The sequence below is a fragment of the Kosakonia cowanii JCM 10956 = DSM 18146 genome (assembly GCF_001975225.1).
GTDB lineage: Bacteria > Pseudomonadota > Gammaproteobacteria > Enterobacterales > Enterobacteriaceae > Kosakonia > Kosakonia cowanii.
Genome location: NZ_CP019445.1, coordinates 1,231,697 through 1,249,880, shown reverse-complemented (window position 1 = coordinate 1,249,880; position 18,184 = coordinate 1,231,697). Strand labels below are relative to the sequence as shown.

Annotated in this window: 16 protein-coding genes; 8 read left to right on the top strand and 8 right to left on the bottom strand. The window is 54.5% G+C overall.

The genetic code is table 11. From position 1 onward, the window contains the following. Window positions 1-7: 7 nt before the first annotated feature. The 3 genes from BWI95_RS05840 to BWI95_RS23250 are packed head-to-tail and all read right to left on the bottom strand — an operon-like array spanning window position 8 to window position 2,724. A complete protein-coding gene (locus tag BWI95_RS05840) occupies window positions 8-1,150 on the bottom strand; it encodes a trans-sulfuration enzyme family protein (RefSeq protein ID WP_054804555.1) in 1,143 nt (380 codons plus the stop codon). A 10-nt stretch (window positions 1,151-1,160) separates the two neighbouring features. Further along, entirely contained in the window at window positions 1,161-2,531 is a 1,371-nt protein-coding gene (locus tag BWI95_RS05835) for a pyridoxal-phosphate dependent enzyme (protein ID WP_054804554.1), read from the bottom strand. Further along, on the bottom strand, window positions 2,506-2,724 hold the full coding sequence (locus BWI95_RS23250) for a hypothetical protein (RefSeq protein WP_139567778.1): 219 nt from the start codon (window positions 2,722-2,724) through the stop codon (window positions 2,506-2,508). The genes BWI95_RS05835 and BWI95_RS23250 overlap by 26 nt, the downstream gene beginning before the upstream one ends. A gap of 202 nt (window positions 2,725-2,926) precedes the next feature. Between BWI95_RS23250 and BWI95_RS05830 the strand changes: the two genes are divergently transcribed. From BWI95_RS05830 to BWI95_RS05810, 5 genes are all read left to right on the top strand, one after another. After that, window positions 2,927-3,949 (top strand): methionine ABC transporter ATP-binding protein, encoded by a 1,023-nt coding sequence (locus BWI95_RS05830; protein ID WP_023481044.1) that lies wholly within the window; start codon window positions 2,927-2,929, stop codon window positions 3,947-3,949. Beyond that, on the top strand, window positions 3,942-4,610 hold the full coding sequence (locus BWI95_RS05825) for a methionine ABC transporter permease (protein WP_023480933.1): 669 nt from the start codon (window positions 3,942-3,944) through the stop codon (window positions 4,608-4,610). The genes BWI95_RS05830 and BWI95_RS05825 overlap by 8 nt, the downstream gene beginning before the upstream one ends. 18 nt (window positions 4,611-4,628) lie before the next feature. Further along, entirely contained in the window at window positions 4,629-5,441 is an 813-nt protein-coding gene (locus BWI95_RS05820) for a MetQ/NlpA family ABC transporter substrate-binding protein (protein ID WP_076769153.1), read from the top strand. 156 nt (window positions 5,442-5,597) lie between these two features. Next, window positions 5,598-6,779, top strand: a complete 1,182-nt coding sequence (locus tag BWI95_RS05815) for an acetyl-CoA C-acetyltransferase (RefSeq protein ID WP_054804553.1) — start codon at window positions 5,598-5,600, stop codon at window positions 6,777-6,779. Between the two features lie 441 nt (window positions 6,780-7,220). Next, on the top strand, window positions 7,221-7,901 hold the full coding sequence (locus tag BWI95_RS05810; RefSeq protein ID WP_023480788.1) for an oligogalacturonate-specific porin KdgM family protein: 681 nt from the start codon (window positions 7,221-7,223) through the stop codon (window positions 7,899-7,901). Window positions 7,902-8,313: 412 nt separating this feature from the next. Here the strand turns inward: BWI95_RS05810 and BWI95_RS05805 are convergent, their stop codons facing one another. Beyond that, window positions 8,314-9,489: an oligogalacturonate lyase family protein gene (locus BWI95_RS05805; protein WP_054804552.1), complete on the bottom strand. Its 1,176-nt coding sequence runs from the start codon at window positions 9,487-9,489 to the stop codon at window positions 8,314-8,316. Window positions 9,490-9,986: 497 nt separating this feature from the next. Between BWI95_RS05805 and kduI the strand changes: the two genes are divergently transcribed. The 3 genes from kduI (at window position 9,987) to araE (ending at window position 13,376) form a co-directional block, all read left to right on the top strand. After that, window positions 9,987-10,823 carry a 5-dehydro-4-deoxy-D-glucuronate isomerase gene (kduI, locus tag BWI95_RS05800; RefSeq protein WP_128482172.1) on the top strand — a complete coding sequence of 279 codons (837 nt, stop codon included), beginning with the start codon at window positions 9,987-9,989 and terminating at the stop codon, window positions 10,821-10,823. 59 nt (window positions 10,824-10,882) lie between these two features. Next, window positions 10,883-11,644 (top strand): 2-dehydro-3-deoxy-D-gluconate 5-dehydrogenase KduD, encoded by a 762-nt coding sequence (gene kduD, locus BWI95_RS05795; RefSeq protein ID WP_023480692.1) that lies wholly within the window; start codon window positions 10,883-10,885, stop codon window positions 11,642-11,644. A 313-nt stretch (window positions 11,645-11,957) separates the two neighbouring features. Beyond that, window positions 11,958-13,376 (top strand): arabinose-proton symporter AraE, encoded by a 1,419-nt coding sequence (gene araE / locus BWI95_RS05790; RefSeq protein WP_023480813.1) that lies wholly within the window; start codon window positions 11,958-11,960, stop codon window positions 13,374-13,376. A 72-nt stretch (window positions 13,377-13,448) separates the two neighbouring features. Here the strand turns inward: araE and BWI95_RS05785 are convergent, their stop codons facing one another. The 4 genes from BWI95_RS05785 to BWI95_RS05770 form a co-directional block, all read right to left on the bottom strand. Beyond that, window positions 13,449-14,738, bottom strand: coding sequence for an ABC transporter substrate-binding protein (locus tag BWI95_RS05785; RefSeq protein WP_076769151.1), 1,290 nt, complete (start codon window positions 14,736-14,738; stop codon window positions 13,449-13,451). 62 nt (window positions 14,739-14,800) lie between these two features. After that, the gene (locus BWI95_RS05780) at window positions 14,801-15,928 is read right to left on the bottom strand and encodes an ABC transporter ATP-binding protein (protein ID WP_054804551.1); all 1,128 of its coding nucleotides are present in this window, start codon (window positions 15,926-15,928) and stop codon (window positions 14,801-14,803) included. Window positions 15,929-15,940: 12 nt separating this feature from the next. After that, window positions 15,941-16,843, bottom strand: coding sequence for a carbohydrate ABC transporter permease (locus tag BWI95_RS05775; RefSeq protein WP_023480718.1), 903 nt, complete (start codon window positions 16,841-16,843; stop codon window positions 15,941-15,943). Continuing rightward, window positions 16,836-17,726: a carbohydrate ABC transporter permease gene (locus tag BWI95_RS05770; RefSeq protein WP_076769150.1), complete on the bottom strand. Its 891-nt coding sequence runs from the start codon at window positions 17,724-17,726 to the stop codon at window positions 16,836-16,838. Before BWI95_RS05770 ends, BWI95_RS05775 begins: the two co-directional genes overlap by 8 nt. Window positions 17,727-18,184: the final 458 nt, after the last annotated feature.

Genomic DNA, 18,184 nt, shown 5'->3' with positions numbered 1-18,184 from the left:
CGCTCTGTTACGACAGAGCCTGCTGCCAGTCGGCAATCAGATCCGCTTCATCCTCAATTCCCACCGATAAACGGATCAGTTGCGGAGTGATGCCGTTTGCCAGCCGCTGTTCGAGCGGAATGGAGGCGTGAGTCATGCTGAAAGGCTGGCTCACCAGGCTCTCTACGCCGCCGAGGCTCTCTGCCAGCGTAAACAGCTTCAGCTTCTGAATGATCTGCGTTGCACGCGGATCGTCCCCTTTCACCACCACCGAGATCATGCCGCCCGGCAGCGCCATCTGCTTGCGCGCCAGCTGATAGTGCGGGTGCGACTCCAGCCACGGAAACCACACCTTTTCAACCTGTGGATGCTGCTCCAGCCAGCGGGCCAGCGCCAGCGCGTTACTGCTGTGGCGCTCAACGCGCAGGGACAAGGTGCGGATGCCGCGCAGGGTCAGGAAACTACTAAAGGGATCAAGCACGCCGCCGACCGCGTTTTGCAAATAGCCCAGCTTCTCCGCAAGCGCCGGGTTATCGCTCACCACCGCGAGGCCTGCGACCACATCGGAGTGCCCGTTGAGGTATTTGGTGGCAGAGTGCACCACAATGTCGAACCCCAGTTCCAGCGGGCGATGGATCACCGGCGAGGCAAAGGTGTTATCCGCCACGCTCAGCACATTATGGCGTCTGGCGATGGCCGCAACCTGTTGCAGATCGACCAGCTTCAGCAGCGGGTTGGTCGGCGTTTCGACCCAAATCATCCGCGTTTGTGGGCGGATCGCCGCTTCCAGCCCGGCCAGATCGTCCGGTTTTACCCAGCTCACCTCAAGCCCGGCGCTACGTCGACGCACGTTTTCGATCAGGCGATAAGTGCCGCCGTAAACATCATCAATCGCCACGATATGGCTGCCGCTATCCAGCAGCTCCAGCACCGTGGAGATCGCCGCCAGCCCGGAAGCAAAAGCGTAGCCGCGCGTTCCGCCCTCCAGTTCGGCAATCGCCGTTTCCAGCGTATGGCGGGTGGGGTTGCCGCTGCGTGAATACTCATAGCCGGTATGCTGCCCCGGCGCCGGTTGCGCGAAGGTGGAGGTGGCGTAAATCGGCGGCATCACCGCGCCGTGTTGGTCGTGAAAAACGCCGCTGTGGACGCTCTGCGTAGCCAGTAATTTCATCTCGTGTTCCTTATTGTTCCAGTCGATTACGCCAGGTTGTTAAGACATCGCTGCGGGTTATCAGGCCGACAAAGCGGCCGTTATCGGTGATCACCACCACCAGACCGCGATCGAAAATGTCACGCATGGCGCTTTCCGGCGCGTGTTTATCCAGCACTTCCAGATTGCGGGTCATCGCTGCCTTCACCGGCAGGGCGAAGCGCTCGCTGTCGCCCTGCACATGGCTTATCAGATCCCACTCATCAACCAGCCCGACAAGCTGGCCATTTTCCAGCACCGGGAGCTGCGAAATGTCATACAGCCGCATGCGCGCCAGCACCGTTGCAAGGCTATCGTCGGGCGAGGCGGTCACCGTTGCCCCTTCGTCATGGCGAAGCGCAATAAAGTCCGTCAGATCGCCCTGCGACGGGCGCGTCAGCAAACCCTGCTGGCGCATCCAGTCATCGTTGAACATTTTTGAGAGATATTTATTCCCACTGTCGCAGGCAAACGTGACCACCCGCTTCGGCGAGGTTTGCGCCTGGCAGTAGCGCAGCGCCGCGCTCAGCAGCGTGCCGGTAGAGGAACCGGCGAGAATCCCTTCCTGTTGCAGCAGCAGGCGCGCGGTGGCAAAGGCCTCTTTATCGCTAATGCGAAACGCCTGACGCACGCCGTCGAGTTGTGCCAGCGGCGGGATAAAGTCTTCGCCGATCCCCTCAACCAGCCACGCGCCGGGTTCGCCGTAGCGCCCCGTCTCCACCTGGTCAGCAAGAATGGAGCCTGCCGGATCGGCGAGCACAAATTCGGTGTCGGGAGAGTGTTCGGCAAACCATGCCTGCAACCCGCCGAGCGTCCCGCCGGAGCCGACACCCACCACAATGGCATCGATTTTCCCTTCCAGCTGCGCGAAGAGTTCCGGCGCGGTAGAGGTGGCATGCGCCAGCGGGTTAGCAGCGTTATTAAACTGGTCGATATAGAACGCGCCCGGCGTCTCGTCGGCGAGACGGCGCGCATAATCCTGGTAATAAGCCGGATGGCCTTTATTCACATCGGAGCGGGTGATCACCACCTTCGCCCCCAGCGCGCGCAGGTGGAAAATCTTCTCGCGGCTCATTTTGTCGGGCACCACCAGCACCAGCGAGTAGCCCTTTTGCGCGGCGATCAGCGCCAGCCCAAGGCCGGTATTGCCCGCCGTGGCTTCGATAATCGTTCCGCCCGGTGCCAGCACGCCTTGCCGCTCAGCCTCAGTGATCATCGACAGCGCGACGCGGTCTTTTATCGAGCCGCCGGGGTTCTGGTTTTCCAGTTTTAAAAACAGTTCGCATGGCCCGGTCGGTAATTTGTGCAGTTGCAGCAGCGGTGTATTACCAATTAATTCAGTTACTGAATGAAAAAGTGACATAACCCATTTGCTCGCTAATCAGGGAAGTGAGCGGATGATAGGTCTCTCTTTTTGCGCTTTTAAAGAATCTTTGTTTGGTATTTAGAACGAATAGAAATATAAAGCACTGTTTAGCCATCGGGGCGGCAAGCCGTGCAGTCGTCTGGATGGGTATATCGCTAAAACGATGCTTTTTTAGCGCTTTTTTACCCATTATCTTTACCTGTTCGCCGTCGTTATGCGTTTTTCGGCAATCTTATGCTGAATAAATTCTTAGTTTGCGACGCCGCTTTATAACGCTTTTAGCGCTTTCTGCTATATCTAATGTCTATTTGGTTATTTGTATTATAACGCTGGCTGATTATTATCATCTGGACATCCATACTGCTAAACCGCCAAACGGAAAATACCAACGCATGATCGTCCTCAGGAATATCTCCAAGATCTTCGACCAGGGAAAGGCATCGATTACCGCCGTCGACAACGTCAATCTGACGGTTGAGCAGGGGCAAATTTATGGAATTATCGGTTACAGCGGTGCGGGCAAAAGTACGCTGATCCGCTTACTGAACGGGCTGGAAAAACCGACCAACGGCAGCGTGGTGATTAATGGTCAGGACATTGCCGCCGCGCGTGGTGAAGCCCTGCGCCAGGCGCGCCTGAAGATCAGCATGGTCTTTCAGCATTTCAACCTTTTATGGTCGCGCACGGTAAGCGAGAACATCGCCTTTTCCATGCAGATCGCCGGTGCACCGAAGAAAGCGATCAACGCGCGCGTTGCCGAGTTGATTGAGCTGGTGGGGCTAAAAGGGCGCGAAAATGCCTATCCGTCACAGCTGAGCGGTGGGCAGAAACAGCGTGTCGGCATTGCCCGCGCACTTGCCAACAATCCCGATGTGTTGCTCTGCGATGAAGCCACCTCGGCGCTCGACCCGCAAACCACCGATCAGATCCTCGACCTGCTGCTTGATATCAATCGCCGCTTCAAGCTGACGATTGTGCTGATCACCCATGAAATGCACGTTGTGCGCAAGATTTGCGACCGCGTCGCGGTGATGGAGGAGGGCAGAGTGGTGGAAGAGGGCGATGTGCTGCAGGTCTTTACCCATCCGCAGCAGCCGATCACCAAACAGTTTGTGCGCCAGGTGAGCCAGTATAAAGAAGAGGAAGCCTTTAACCCGGATCTGAACAGCGATCTCGACGGCACGGTGATTAAGCTGACCTTTACCGGCCACAGCACCCATCAGCCGATTGTCGGCGAACTGACGCTGCGCTACGGCCTGCCGTTTAACATTCTGCACGGCAAGATGTCGCAAACCGCGCACGGCGTATTTGGGCAATTATGGGTGCACGTGGTGGCCACCCCGGAACAACTGAACAACATTCTTACCGATCTCGGCAAGAGCAACATTGAGAGCGAGGTCGTGACCCATGGCTGAATCACTTTTTCCGCACCTGAAATGGGAGCAACTCTGGGCTGCGACGCAGGAGACGCTCTATATGACCGCGCTTTCGGGCGCAGCAACCTTCGTGCTGGGCATTCTGCTTGGGCTGGCGCTGTTTCTCACCGCGCGCGGCGGGCTGTTCCAGAATCGCGCGCTCTATAGCGTCATTTCGATTCTGGTGAATGTCTTCCGCTCGATTCCGTTCATCATTTTGATTGTGCTGTTAATCCCCTTTACCAAGGCGATTGTCGGCTCGATTCTCGGTGCTAACGCGGCGCTACCGGCGCTGATTGTCGGCGCGGCACCGTTCTATGCGCGGCTGGTGGAGATTGCGCTGCGCGAAGTGGATAAAGGGGTGATTGAGGCGACGCGCTCAATGGGCGCGCGTCTCAGCACCTTAGTCTTTCGGGTGCTGCTTCCCGAATCATCGCCAGCGCTGGTCTCCGGTATTACCGTGACGCTGATTGCGCTGGTGAGCTACAGCGCCATGGCCGGGGTTATCGGCGCAGGCGGTTTGGGCAATCTTGCTTATCTGGAAGGATTCCAGCGGAACCATAACGACGTCACGCTGGTGGCGACGGTGACCATTCTCATCATCGTCTTCATCATCCAGTTCTGCGGCGACGTGATTACTTCTCTGTTAGATAAACGATAACTATTGGAAACCAACAACATGAAAAAGACACTGACACTGATTGCCGCAGCCACCCTCAGCGTGCTGAGTTTCTCCTCCTGGGCCGATACGCTGACCGTTGGCGCCTCTAACGTACCGCACGCGGAAATCCTTGAGCAGGCGAAGCCGATTCTGGCGAAGCAGGGCATCGATCTGGAGATCAAACCGTTCCAGGATTACATCCTGCCGAACACCGCGCTGGCGGGCCGTGAAATCGATGCCAACTACTTCCAGCACATTCCGTATCTGAACAGTGTGCTGAAAGATCACGCGGGCGACAAAACCTATGATTTCGTCAGCGCCGGTGCGATCCATATTGAGCCGATTGGTATCTACTCCAAAAAATACAAATCGCTGAAAGATCTGCCGCAAGGCGGCAAAATCATCATGCGTGACGCGGTCTCTGAAGAAGGGCGTATTCTCTCTATCTTTGAAAAAGAGGGCGTCATCAAGCTGAAGCCGGGCATCGATAAAGTGACCGCGCGCATCGACGATATCGTTGAGAACCCGAAAAAACTGAAGTTCCTGCCGAACGTTGAAGCGGCGCTGCTGCCGCAGATGTACAACAACGATGAAGGCGATGCGGTGGTGATCAACGCCAACTACGCGATTGATGCCGGTCTCGACCCGGTTCACGATCCGATTGCCGTCGAGAGCGGTGAAAATAACCCGTATGCCAACATCATTACCGTGCATCGCGGCGACGAGAAGAAGAAAGATATCGTGGCGCTGGTGAACGTGCTGCACTCAAAAGAGATTCAGGAGTGGATCCGCACCAAATACAAAGGCGCGGTTATTCCGGTAAACAACTAATCACCCCCGATGCGCGGTCGCTCTGGCCGCGCATCTCTTTCTCTTCGACCACCCCGTACAATTCCCTGTGATTAATCTCACCAATTTTAAACATCCCTGATAAACCTTTTTAACAATGCTCTACTATTGCCCGGTTCAGCCACCGTGGGGGTAGAGATGAAAGATGTGGTGATTGTCGGCGCCGTGCGCACGCCAATCGGCTGTTTTCAGGGGGCGCTGTCGCGTCACTCTGCCGTTGAGCTGGGCAGCGCGGTGGTGCAGGCGTTACTGGCGCGCAGCGGCGTGCAGCCGCAGGATATCGATGAGGTGATTCTGGGCCAGGTGCTGACCGCCGGGGCCGGGCAGAACCCGGCGCGCCAGTCGGCGATCAAGGGTGGGCTGCCAAATACGGTTTCCGCGATCACCATCAACGATGTGTGCGGCTCCGGGCTGAAAGCGCTGCATCTCGCCTCGCAGGCGATCCAGTGCGGCGAAGCCGACGTGGTGATTGCCGGCGGCCAGGAGAACATGAGCCGCGCGCCGCATGTATTAACCGATAGCCGCACCGGGGCGCAGCTTGGTAACAGCCAGCTTATCGACAGCCTGGTGCATGACGGGTTATGGGATGCGTTTAATGATTACCATATGGGCGTCACGGCGGAGAACCTGGCGCGGGAATATGGCATCAGCCGCGAGCGCCAGGATGAGTGGGCGCTCAGTTCGCAACATAAAGCGCGGATGGCTATCGACTCCGGTCGTTTTCGCGACGAGATTGTTCCTGTGCAGACTCAGAGCGCCGACGGCAAGCGTGTGCTGGTCGATACCGATGAGCAGCCGCGCACCGATGCCAGTGCTGAAGCGCTGGCGCAGCTCAGCCCGGCTTTTGAAACCAGCGGCTCGGTGACTGCCGGTAACGCATCGCCTATTAATGATGGCGCGGCGGCGGTGCTGATGATGAGCGCGGAACGCGCAGAGGCGCTCAACTTACCGGTACTGGCGCGTATTCGTGCCTTTGCAAGCGTGGGCGTCGATCCGGCGCTGATGGGCATTGCGCCGGTTTACGCCATGCGGCGTTGCCTTGAGCGCGCTGGCTGGCAGCTGGATGATGTCGACCTGATTGAAGCCAATGAGGCTTATGCCGCGCAGGCGCTATCGGTGGGGAAAATCCTTGAGTGGGATGAGAAGCGCGTCAACGTCAATGGCGGCGCGATTGCGCTCGGCCATCCGATTGGCGCCTCCGGCTGTCGCATCCTGGTGTCGCTGGTGCATGAGATGCAAAAGCGTAAGGCGCGCAAAGGACTGGCAACACTCTGTATTGGTGGTGGCCAGGGCGTCGCGCTGGCCATCGAGCGTGACTAATTCTGCCCGCTTGATAATAACGCCCTCGCCATGAGGGCGTTATTATTTGTGATCCTTCTCGCAGCTTACGTTTCAATAAAAATAAAACCTCCGCTTTCCTGCCATAAGAATTAACGCAAACACCAAAAATAGCATTATCCCCTGCGTGACCATTCTGTTATCAACTGATAAGCCTGCTTATTAATTTTATTTGCATTAACTTACGCACTCCTTTTTCTCTATTTAGTGCTCTCCGTGTAAAACGCGATAATAAGCATGGGTTGTGATCTTAAACGCTTTTTTTAACCCTAAAGGGCAACTTTTATTGATGCTCGTCACGCGCTTTTACTTCGCTATTTTCTGTAGATATATTTACGATCCAGATCACTAAAATAAAGTTACTATAAAAATAAAATGCAATTCCATAAAAATGAAACGTAATTTTAATTGTTGAGGTTGCTCATGTTTAAGAAAACTCTGGCCCTTGCTACTCTCCTTGGCGCATCCTTCGCTTCGTACGCTGTTACCGTCGATCTGCGCCATGAATACATTGACAGCGGCTCCAACGCCGATCGCGTAGCCGTGTCGCATCGCTTTGATAATGGCCTGGGTTTTGGCGTTGAAGCGAAATGGAAATCGGGTGGCGATGACGCTGACAAGCCGTTAACAGAGATTGTCGGCAACGGCCATGAAGAGTCGATTAACTGGCGCTGGGCCGCAACCAAGAATATTGCGCTCACACCAGGCTTTAATATTGAAAGCAAAGATACCTTCTCTATCTATAAACCCTATATTCATGCGCAATACAGCTTTGATAATGGCGTCTATATTGCGGGCCGTTACCGTTATGAATATACCCGTAACCCGGATTCCAACGTTGTCGATAACAAAGTCAATAAATTCGATGCGTGGGTGGGCTGGGCAATGGGCGACTTCCGCACCGAGCTGAACTACGTATATGCCAAAAGCACGGAAGATGTGGTGCGTGAAAATAATAAAAACTACTCCAACGAATATAACGCTAAGCTGGCGTATAAACTCGATAAAAACTGGTCACCGTATGTCGAAATCGGTAACGTTGGCGTGAAAAATACCGACGAACGCCAGACCCGTTTTCGTTTGGGTGTTGCTTACTCTTTCTGAATTTCCGAATATCCTAGAAAACCCGGTGCCTGGCGCCGGGTTTTTTATGCCCGCTCTATGACCATCCTACTTCTTCGCGCCGCCCGTGCCTTACGCGTAGGCCGGATAAGCGTAAGCGCCATCCGGCAACAGAGTTCGCTGCAATTATGCCGGATGGCGGCGATGCCTTATCCGGCCTACATGATTCCACACTCCGGCATCGATCCCGTAGGCCGGATAAGCGCCAGCGCCATCCGGCAATAAACTCTGCGACGATCATGCCGGATGGCGGCTACGCCTTATCCGGCCTACATAGTTCGTGCTGCTAGAAAGCCAACGCCCCTGCGGCGCGAAATATAAAGGGCATTAATAGCACCCAAAAAAAGGCCCTCCATAGGAGGGCAAGGCCAGTTACAGAAACACTCACTCAAATTCAGGGTTGCAGCAGGGTGCGCTGCTCGGGCAGTTTGGCGATATAGAGCGCCGGTTTGCCGTCTTTATCGGAACTGAATAGCACTGCGCTGTCATCCGGGGTAAACGATGGATGCGGGTGCGTGACCTGGCGGCTGTTGGCAAAGGTCGCCCACGAGGTATCGTGGCGCGCGACGCGGTAATACCCTTTCTGCGCCACATCAAACGCATAGAGATAGGGGTCGTTATCAATGGCGTAGCCGCCGGTATCCTTCACATCCACCGGCGTGCCGGAGCCATCGCCGACCAGCAGCGTACCGTCAAAGTTGCTCATCAAATGCGAGCAGGCCGGCATCGGCATAATCTCTTCATTCACGCCGCTCTCCGGGTTGTAGCGCGAGATGGTGCGCCCCTGTTCGCCTTTCAGGTAAGAGACATAGACCAGCGCCGAGCCGTTCGGCACCCAGAACTCATGGGTACAGCTCTCACCTTCAGCATGATCCTTCACCTTGCGCACGTTGCTGCCATCTTCATTCACCAGCCACATCCGCGCATCGACCAGATCGTGCGGGCCTTCATGGCAAAACGCCACGGTGTTGTCATCAAACGGGCGATAGATCGGGTGACCAAGCCAGATCTTCTCTTCATGTATCACCTTGCTTTCGCCAGTCTGTAGATCAACGCGCAGCAGGCGGCAGTGTGGCCCTTTATGGAAGAAGTCATGGAACAGCTGCCAGTCGTTGAGCGGCGTCCAGTCGCTGGCGGCAATCTCAATCCCGACCAGCTTGGTGCAGTCGCTATTGGCGACCCAGGTGCCGTAACCCACCCACTCCTCGGGGACGCGGTAGATCTCGCGTTCAGCCAGCGTGTGCAGGTTAACTTCGCGCAGGGTGCGATCGTTTTTCACGTAGTAGAGCGCGCTGTCATCTGGCGAGAGAAAGCCGCCAAAAGTGTTATCGCCCGCGCCTTCGGTTAACTGCACCGCTTCGGCATTCTCAATATTCAGCAGATAGTAGTTCCAGTTGCCGTCAAACTCGCCGGCAAACAGCAGGTGGCTGCCATCGTTAAAGAAGCACTTTTGATAGAAGTAGTTGCGGTGACACGTCACCTCCGGAGGGGTTAAGCGGGTCACTTCCGCGCCGGTATCCGGATCGCGGCTCACTGCATAGTTGAGTTTTACCCGCATGCCTTTCGCCATTTTTCTCTCCTGTAGAGGGGCCGACCGCCATCTTGCGTCCCCGCATGACCCCGTATCTGCTTAAGTTTAAAAATAGGATTTCAATTTATCAAAACATCGTTTCAATATGTGTGATTGCGGGCGCAATTTATAAGAAAATTATTACGAAAGGGCTTAACAGCGTTTCTGATATCACGGGCGTGAATAATAGGCTTTGATTTTAAACGAGAAATTTTGCTACGACGGTCAAATTTCAAAGATTGAATTAACTTATTGATTAATCGCAATTAATTAACATGACGCGGAGCGCTTCTGCGCCCTGTATCGCTTGTCAACGCTCAACAATCGTGATCCCACTTCCAGAACGGAAAATAACTAACATAAAAATTGAAACGTTGTTTTATATAAGATTGAAAACGTGTTTTAGCCGGGATAAGATGCAGCAAAAGTTGAAACGGAACACTGTTTCTCTGTTTCGTCTCAGGCCATTTTGCTGAACATTGATGTCGGAGGTAAGTGTGGAAGTCAGACAAAGCATCCACAGCGCGCACGCTAAAACGCTGGATACCCAGGGGCTGCGCAACGAGTTTTTAATCGAAAACGTGTTCGTCGATGATGAATACACCATGGTTTACAGCCATATCGATCGCATCATCGTCGGCGGTATCAAGCCGGTGGCGAAAAGCGTGTCGGTTGGCGGCGAAGTGGGTAAACAGCTGGGCGTCACCTATTTCCTCGAACGCCGCGAGCTGGGCGTTATCAATATCGGCGGCGCAGGCACCATTACCGTGGATGGCGAGATTTATGAAATCGGCCATCGCGATGCGCTCTATGTCGGCAAAGGGGCGAAAGAGGTGGTGTTCGCCAGCGTTGATGCGGCGAAACCGGCGAAGTTTTACTACAACTGTGCCCCGGCCCATACCACCTATCCAACCAAAAAAGTGACGCCTGCGGAGGTTTCCCCCGTCACCCTCGGCGATCCGTTAACCAGCAACCGCCGCACCATCAATAAGTACTTTGTGCCGGACGTGCTGGAGACTTGCCAGTTAAGCATGGGGCTGACCGAGCTTGCGCCAGGCAACCTGTGGAACACCATGCCGTGCCACACCCACGAACGCCGCATGGAAGTCTATTTCTACTTCAATATGGAAGAGGATGCCTGCGTATTCCATATGATGGGCCAGCCGCAGGAGACGCGTCATATCGTGATGCAGAACGAACAAGCGGTGATTTCACCAAGCTGGTCAATCCATTCAGGTGTCGGTACGCGCGCGTACACCTTCATCTGGGGGATGGTGGGCGAAAACCAGGTCTTTGATGACATGGACCACGTTGCCGTAAAAGATCTGCGCTAATTGCGGGCAGCAAACACTCTGCCTGTCCGTGACAGGCGCTGATAGATTAAGGAACTCACATGATTCTGGATGCATTTTCTCTTCAAGGTAAAGTTGCGGTAGTGAGCGGTTGCGATACCGGTCTGGGGCAGGGCATGGCGCTGGGCCTCGCCGAAGCGGGCTGCGACATCGTCGGCATCAACATTGTTGAACCGACTGAAACTATCGAGCGCGTCACCGCGCTGGGCCGCCGCTTTCTGAGCCTGACCGCCGATCTGCGTAAGATCGACGGCATTCCTGCACTGCTTGAGCGCGCGGTCGCCGAGTTCGGCAAAATCGATATCCTGGTGAATAACGCCGGTCTGATCCGCCGCGAAGATGCGATCAATTTCAGCGAGCAGGACTGGGATGACGTGATGAACCTGAACATCAAGAGCGTCTTCTTTATGTCTCAGGCGGCGGCGAAGCACTTTATCGCCCAGGGCAACGGCGGCAAAATCATCAACATCGCCTCGATGCTCTCCTTCCAGGGCGGCATCCGGGTGCCTTCTTATACCGCTTCGAAAAGCGGCGTGATGGGCGTGACCCGTCTGCTGGCGAACGAGTGGGCGAAGCACAACATCAACGTTAACGCGATTGCGCCGGGTTATATGGCAACCAACAACACCCAGCAGCTGCGTGCTGACGAACAGCGTAGCGCCGAGATCCTCGATCGCATTCCGGCTGGCCGCTGGGGCCTGCCGAGCGATCTGATGGGGCCGGTGGTGTTCCTCTCCTCAAAAGCCTCTGATTACATTAATGGCTACACCATCGCTGTTGATGGCGGCTGGCTGGCGCGTTAATCCCTGCGCGATATATAAAAGAACCTGCTGCGGCAGGTTTTTTTATATCTGCATATTATTTGTCCATACGCAACAAATTGAAATATCCATATCATTTACTCTTAATTATTTCGCTAACGTTAAAATATGCTTAAAAATAAGCTAATTAAAAATAGTTTAGCGCTTAAACACTATTTTCAAAATTGTAAACTCCATCACAAAACAGTAGCTGACAGCTATTTTATCCATATCTTCGCGTTTTCCTCACTGACGCTTTTCCCGTCGCTGCCTTACTTTCATATAACGTCTTATTCTGTGCAGGCAGGAAATAATAATGGCTTTTCTCAGTAATGATTCTGTCGCTTTACCCCGTGCGCTGCGTGATACCCGACGCATGAATATGTTTGTCTCTGTTTCCGCCGCGGTCGCCGGGCTGCTGTTTGGCCTTGATATCGGCGTGATTGCCGGCGCGTTGCCGTTTATTACCGATCACTTCACCTTAAGCAACCGGCTGCAGGAGTGGGTGGTGAGCAGCATGATGCTCGGCGCGGCGATTGGCGCGCTGTTCAACGGCTGGCTCTCTTTCCGCCTCGGCCGTAAATACAGCCTGATGGTGGGGGCGATTCTTTTTGTGGCCGGTTCGCTCGGCTCGGCGTTTGCCACCAGCGTCGAAGTGCTGCTCATCTCCCGCGTGCTGCTTGGCGTCGCGGTCGGTATTGCTTCCTACACCGCGCCGCTCTATCTCTCTGAGATGGCGAGCGAAAACGTGCGCGGCAAGATGATCAGCATGTATCAGCTGATGGTAACGCTGGGGATTGTGCTGGCGTTTCTCTCTGATACCGCCTTTAGCTACAGCGGCAACTGGCGGGCGATGCTCGGCGTGCTGGCGCTACCGGCTGTTTTATTGATTATCCTGGTGATCTTTTTACCCAACAGCCCGCGCTGGCTGGCGCAGAAAGGGCGTCATATTGAAGCGGAAGAGGTGTTGCGCATGCTGCGCGATACGTCGGAAAAAGCGCGTGAAGAGCTGAATGAAATTCGCGAAAGCCTGAAGTTGAAGCAGGGCGGCTTTCAGTTGTTCAAGAACAACCGCAACGTGCGCCGCGCGGTCTTTCTCGGCATGTTGCTGCAGGCGATGCAGCAGTTCACCGGCATGAACATCATCATGTATTACGCGCCGCGCATCTTTAAGATGGCCGGTTTTACCACCACGGAAGAGCAGATGATCGCCACGCTGGTGGTTGGCCTGACCTTTATGTTCGCCACCTTTATCGCCGTCTTTACGGTGGACAAAGCCGGGCGCAAACCGGCGCTGAAAATCGGCTTTAGCGTGATGGCGATTGGTACGTTGATCCTCGGCTACTGCCTGATGCAGTTTGATAACGGTACGGCGTCGAGCGGCCTGTCGTGGGTGTCGGTTGGGATGACGATGCTCTGTATCGCCGGATATGCAATGAGCGCCGCGCCGGTGGTGTGGATTTTGTGTTCTGAGATCCAGCCGCTCAAATGCCGCGATTTTGGTATCACCTGTTCCACCACCACCAACTGGGTGTCGAACATGATTATCGGCGCGACCTTCCTGACACTGCTGGATGCGATTGGTGCGGCGGGCACGTTCTGGCTCTATACCGCCCTGAACCTGGCGTTTGTAGGTGTCACCTTCTGGCTGGTGCCGGAGACGAAAAACGTTACGCTGGAGCATATCGAGCGTCGTTTGATGTCCGGGGAGAAGCTGCGCAATATCGGCGTGTGATGAATTGCCGGATGGCGCGCAAGCGCTTATCCGGCCTACAAATCCTTGTTACAGCTTCAATTTTTAACCTGATTAACGCATGGCACGCTTGAGGATACGCTCAGCCTGGCGCTGGAAGTCCGTCGCGGTCTCTTCAACGGTTTTCTGGCCATAATCGATGTACTGAATCGCGGTACCGAACTGCGCCACAATCTGCGGATCGTCAAAATATGGCGACACGGAGAGTTTTGCCGGCAGCGACTGCGCCAGACGCAGGCCCGCGACCGCCGGATCCTCCTCTTTGATAACCCCGCTGGCGGTCAGCGTCTCAACCGCCGCTTTGCTCAGCGGCACACCGCGCTCAAGGCCCAGCGTCTGCACACCTTCTTTGCTGTTCAGCAGGAAGTTAATCACCTGCGCCGCCTCTTTCGGATGTTTGGTCGACTTACCAATCGACAGCATCTGCGCCGGTTTAAAGAACAGCCCCGCATCGGTCGCGCCCGGCAGCATCGGGTAGTCGCCCAATACCAGTTTGGCCGGTGGCTTCAGGTTGTCGGAGTATTTGGTGATGGTGGAGTTCCACATATAGGTGCCGCCCCATTCGCCCTCGATCCACGGCTTCATCTCATACATGTTGCTCTTACCGAACGAGGCGTAGTATTTCGAATCCGGCATCACGTGGCTGTCGACCAGCTTTTTGTACATCTGGAAGAACTCAACCCACTGCTCTTTGCTGTAGCTGAACTTCTTGGTCTTTTCGTCAACGGCCGGAATGTTGTACTTCTGCACCATATAAGAGTTGAGCAGCGCCAGCGTATCCTGGTGCTCCAGCACGACCGGGTAGTACTGCTTGCCCAGCTTGCTCTCAAAGGTTTTACCCGCCGCCATCAGCTCATCCCAGGTTTTCGGGAAGCTAACGCCCGCTTTTTTCCACTGCTCGTCATTGAAGTAGAAGACGCGCGCGGTGACCGAGATAGGAATACCGTTTAACTTGCCGTTAATGGTGGTGGTTTGCAGCTCTTTAGCGTCGAACTGGCTGAGATCGATAATATCTTTCACCTGGTTCAGGTCGTAAAAACCCTCGCCGTTTTTTGAGAAGATCGGCAGCCAGTTCCAGTTGGTCTGCATCACGTCCGGCTCGGTGCCGCCGGCGATCTGCGTGGTCAGACGGGAGAGGTGCCCGTCCCAGCCGGTATATTCGGACTTCACGGTAATATCGGGATGCTGTTTATGGAACTCTTCCAGCGCTTTTAAGGTGACCTGGTGACGACCGTTGCCGCCCCACCAGGACATACGCAAATCAACATTGTCAGCGGCGGTGGCGGGTACAGCGCACATGCCCAGGGTTGCGGAGATAGCTGCGCCGATTAGCACTTTTTTCATTTTTATACTCCAGTTTATGTAGGTCACGCTGAGGCCGCCTGACGCGGCCCGCATGTTTTTAGCTATAGAGAGATGTTCTGTTCCGTTTTCGCGTCAAAGATATGGCACTTATTCATGTCGAACTTAAAGTACACCTTCCGGTGAAGCCCCTTAGCAATCAACGGCCTGGCTTCATCAGAGGGAATGCGGGCGGTTAGCTCATAGTCGGCGACTTTCAGGTAGACGAAGAACTCGTGGCCCATGTTTTCGACGCGCACCAGATCGCCCGCGCCGCAGTCGTCGCTGAAGGGCTCATCGGCGACGGAGACAAACTCCGGACGCACGCCAAAGAAGACCTCTTTGTCGGCATAAGCCGCGACTCTCTCCTGCTGATGAGCGTTAAGCGCCAGCGTCTCCTGGCCGACGGTAATGTGCAGGGAACCCTCTTTCTGCACAATTTTCGCCGGTTTGATGTTCATCTCCGGCGCGCCAATAAAGCCCGCGACGAACATGTTTTTCGGGAAGTGATAGAGGTTATCCGGCGTATCGACCTGCATGATATGGCCGAGCTTCATCACGCAGATGCGGTCGCCCATGGTCATCGCTTCGGTCTGATCGTGGGTCACATACACGGTGGTCGCCGGTTTACCGGAGCTTTTTAACTGCTTATGCAGATCCGAAATGCGGATGCGCATCGAGGCGCGCAGCTTGGCATCAAGGTTGGAGAGCGGTTCGTCAAATAGGAAGACATCTGGTTTTTTCACAATCGCACGGCCAACGGCCACGCGCTGCGCCTGGCCGCCGGAGAGCTGGCGCGGCAGACGATCCATTAACTCCTCCAGTTCGAGAATTTTCGCCGCTTCATCTACCTGGCGTGCGATCTCATCCTTCGGCATTTTGCTCAGCTTCAGGCCGAAGGCGAGGTTTTCGCGCACGGTCATATGCGGATAGAGCGCGTAGTTCTGGAACACCATGGCGATGCCGCGCGACTTCGGCGCGAGGTTGTTGACAATCTTCTCACCGATGCGCACTTCGCCGCCGCTGATGGTCTCAAGCCCTGCCAGCATGCGCAGGGTGGTCGATTTGGCGCAGCCGGAGGGGCCAACAATCACCATAAACTCACCGTCGGCGATTTTCAGGTCGATACCATGTACCGCTTTGAAGCCGTTGGAGTAGACCTTTTCCAGTTTGTTGAAAATTACTTCAGCCATGATACTTCCCTCTTAACCTTTGATTCCGCTGCTGGTGACGCCCTGTACGAAGTAGCGCTGTGCCAGGAAGAAGACAATGATGGACGGCAGAATGGAGATACTCGCCATTGCCAGAATTTCGTTCCACGGTGCGCCTTCGGTCACGTCGATAGACATTTTCAGCGCCAGCGCGATGGGGTATTTATCCACGCTGTAGACGTAGATCAGCGGCCCGATAAAGTCGTTCATCGACCACATAAACTGGAACAGCGCCACAGAGATAATCGCCGGTTTCAGGATCGGCACCACCACGTACCACAACACCTGCCACGAATTACAGCCATCAATCTGCGCCGCTTCTTCCATATCGCGCGGCACGCCGCGTAAGAACTGAATCAACATAAAGACAAAGAAGCCCTGGGTGGCGAAAGCCAGCGGCAGGTAGAGCGGCATATAGCTGTTGAGCATGCCCATTTCACGGAACATCAGGTATTGCGGGATCAGCAGCACGGTGCTCGGCAGCAGCATGGTGGCGATCAGCGTGCCGAACCAGAAGTTCTTCCACGGGATCTCAAAGCGCGCAAAACCGTACGCCACCACCGTCGACGAGATGATCGTCAGGATCACTTTCGGGATTACATACTTAAAGGTATTGAGCATGTAATGGCCGAAGGTGTATTCGGTGCCGGTTTTCCAGCCGTTGATAAAACCGTCCCAGGTGGCGTGGTTCGGCCACAGCCCGAGGGTGGTGAAGATTTCATGGTTCGGTTTGAACGACGCCGAGAACATCCACGCCAGCGGGTAGAGCATCAGCAGGCCGACCAGCAGCAGGATCGTGTAGCGGATCCAGGCGCTGATTTTCTCGCGGCGCAGGGTGCGCGCCACTTCACGTTCAGCCTCTTTCATGCCCGGCGTAAGGTGTTGAACATCAGCCATTTTTGCCTCCCTTATCGGCAGAGTAGAAGACCCAATACTTCGAGGACTTAAAGGCGACAGAGGCAAAGACCGCCACCACCAGGAAGAGCACCCAGGCCAGCGCTGCGCCGTAACCCATATCGAAATATTTGAACGCGGTGTCGTAGATGTAGAGCGAGAAGAGATAGGTGTAGTAGGTCGGGCCGCCGCCGGTAATCACGTACGGGCCGGTAAACTCCTGGAACGCCTGCGTGGTCTGCATGATGAAGTTGAAGAAGATCACCGGCGTAATCAGCGGCACAGTCACCTTCATAAACATCTGCCATTTGCTGGCGCCGTCGATCATCGCCGCTTCATACTGCGACTGCGGAACGTTTTGCAGCGCCGCCAGGAAGATCACCATCGCCGAACCGAACTGCCAGACGCGCAGCAGCGTCACCGACATCAGCGCCAGCGACGGCTCGCCGAGCCAGTTAACAGGATCAAGGCCAAAGACGCCGATAAAGCTGTTTAACAAGCCATCGATGGCGAACAGCGCGCGCCACAACACCGCGATAGCAACCGAGCTGCCGAGGATCGACGGAATGTAGTAAGCGGTGCGGAAAAAGCCGATGCCGCGCAATTTAAAATTGAGCACAAAGGCGATGCCCAGCGCAAAGGCCAGCTTCAGCGGAATGGTTAAAAAGACATAAGCAAACGTCACGCCCATCGATTTCCAGAAGAGGGTATCTTCAGTAAACATGTAGCGGTAGTTTTCGATGCCATTAAATACCGGCGGGCTCATCAGATCATACTCAGTAAAACTGAGAAAGAAGGATGAGATGAATGGGAAAGCGGTAAAGACAATCAACCCTATTATGTAAGGTGATATCCAGGCCAATCCCAGTAGTCTGTTTTCATTCATAGATACCTACCTGGCGAGCAATGTGTAATTCGGATTCGGAGAGCCGCCGCCCTTTCACGCAACAAAGGGTGCGTTAGATCACAATATTTAATGAAATCAAAGCGTTTAAAATCTGTAACTGCCGGAAATTATTGGCATTATTCCGGGTTTTAAAATCCTCTGAACTTGCGTTCTTGAATTGTAAAACATCGTTTTAAAATATTTTATTGTGTTTAAATGTGCCGTCATTCGTTAAATTGCTGAAATGTGATCGAAGTCGAAACGATGTTTCAATAAAGTGATTTGGCAGTCATTTTCAGGTAAAAAGCGCGGGCTTTTCAGTAAATAAAAAGCGGGTATTTCGACAAGCGAAGGGGCAGAGAAAAATATCGCGCGGTGAAATCATTCAATATTTAAACCATTATCTGGCGAAGGATTATTTATGGCGCAGAAATAAAAACGCCTCCACGGCGGGAGGC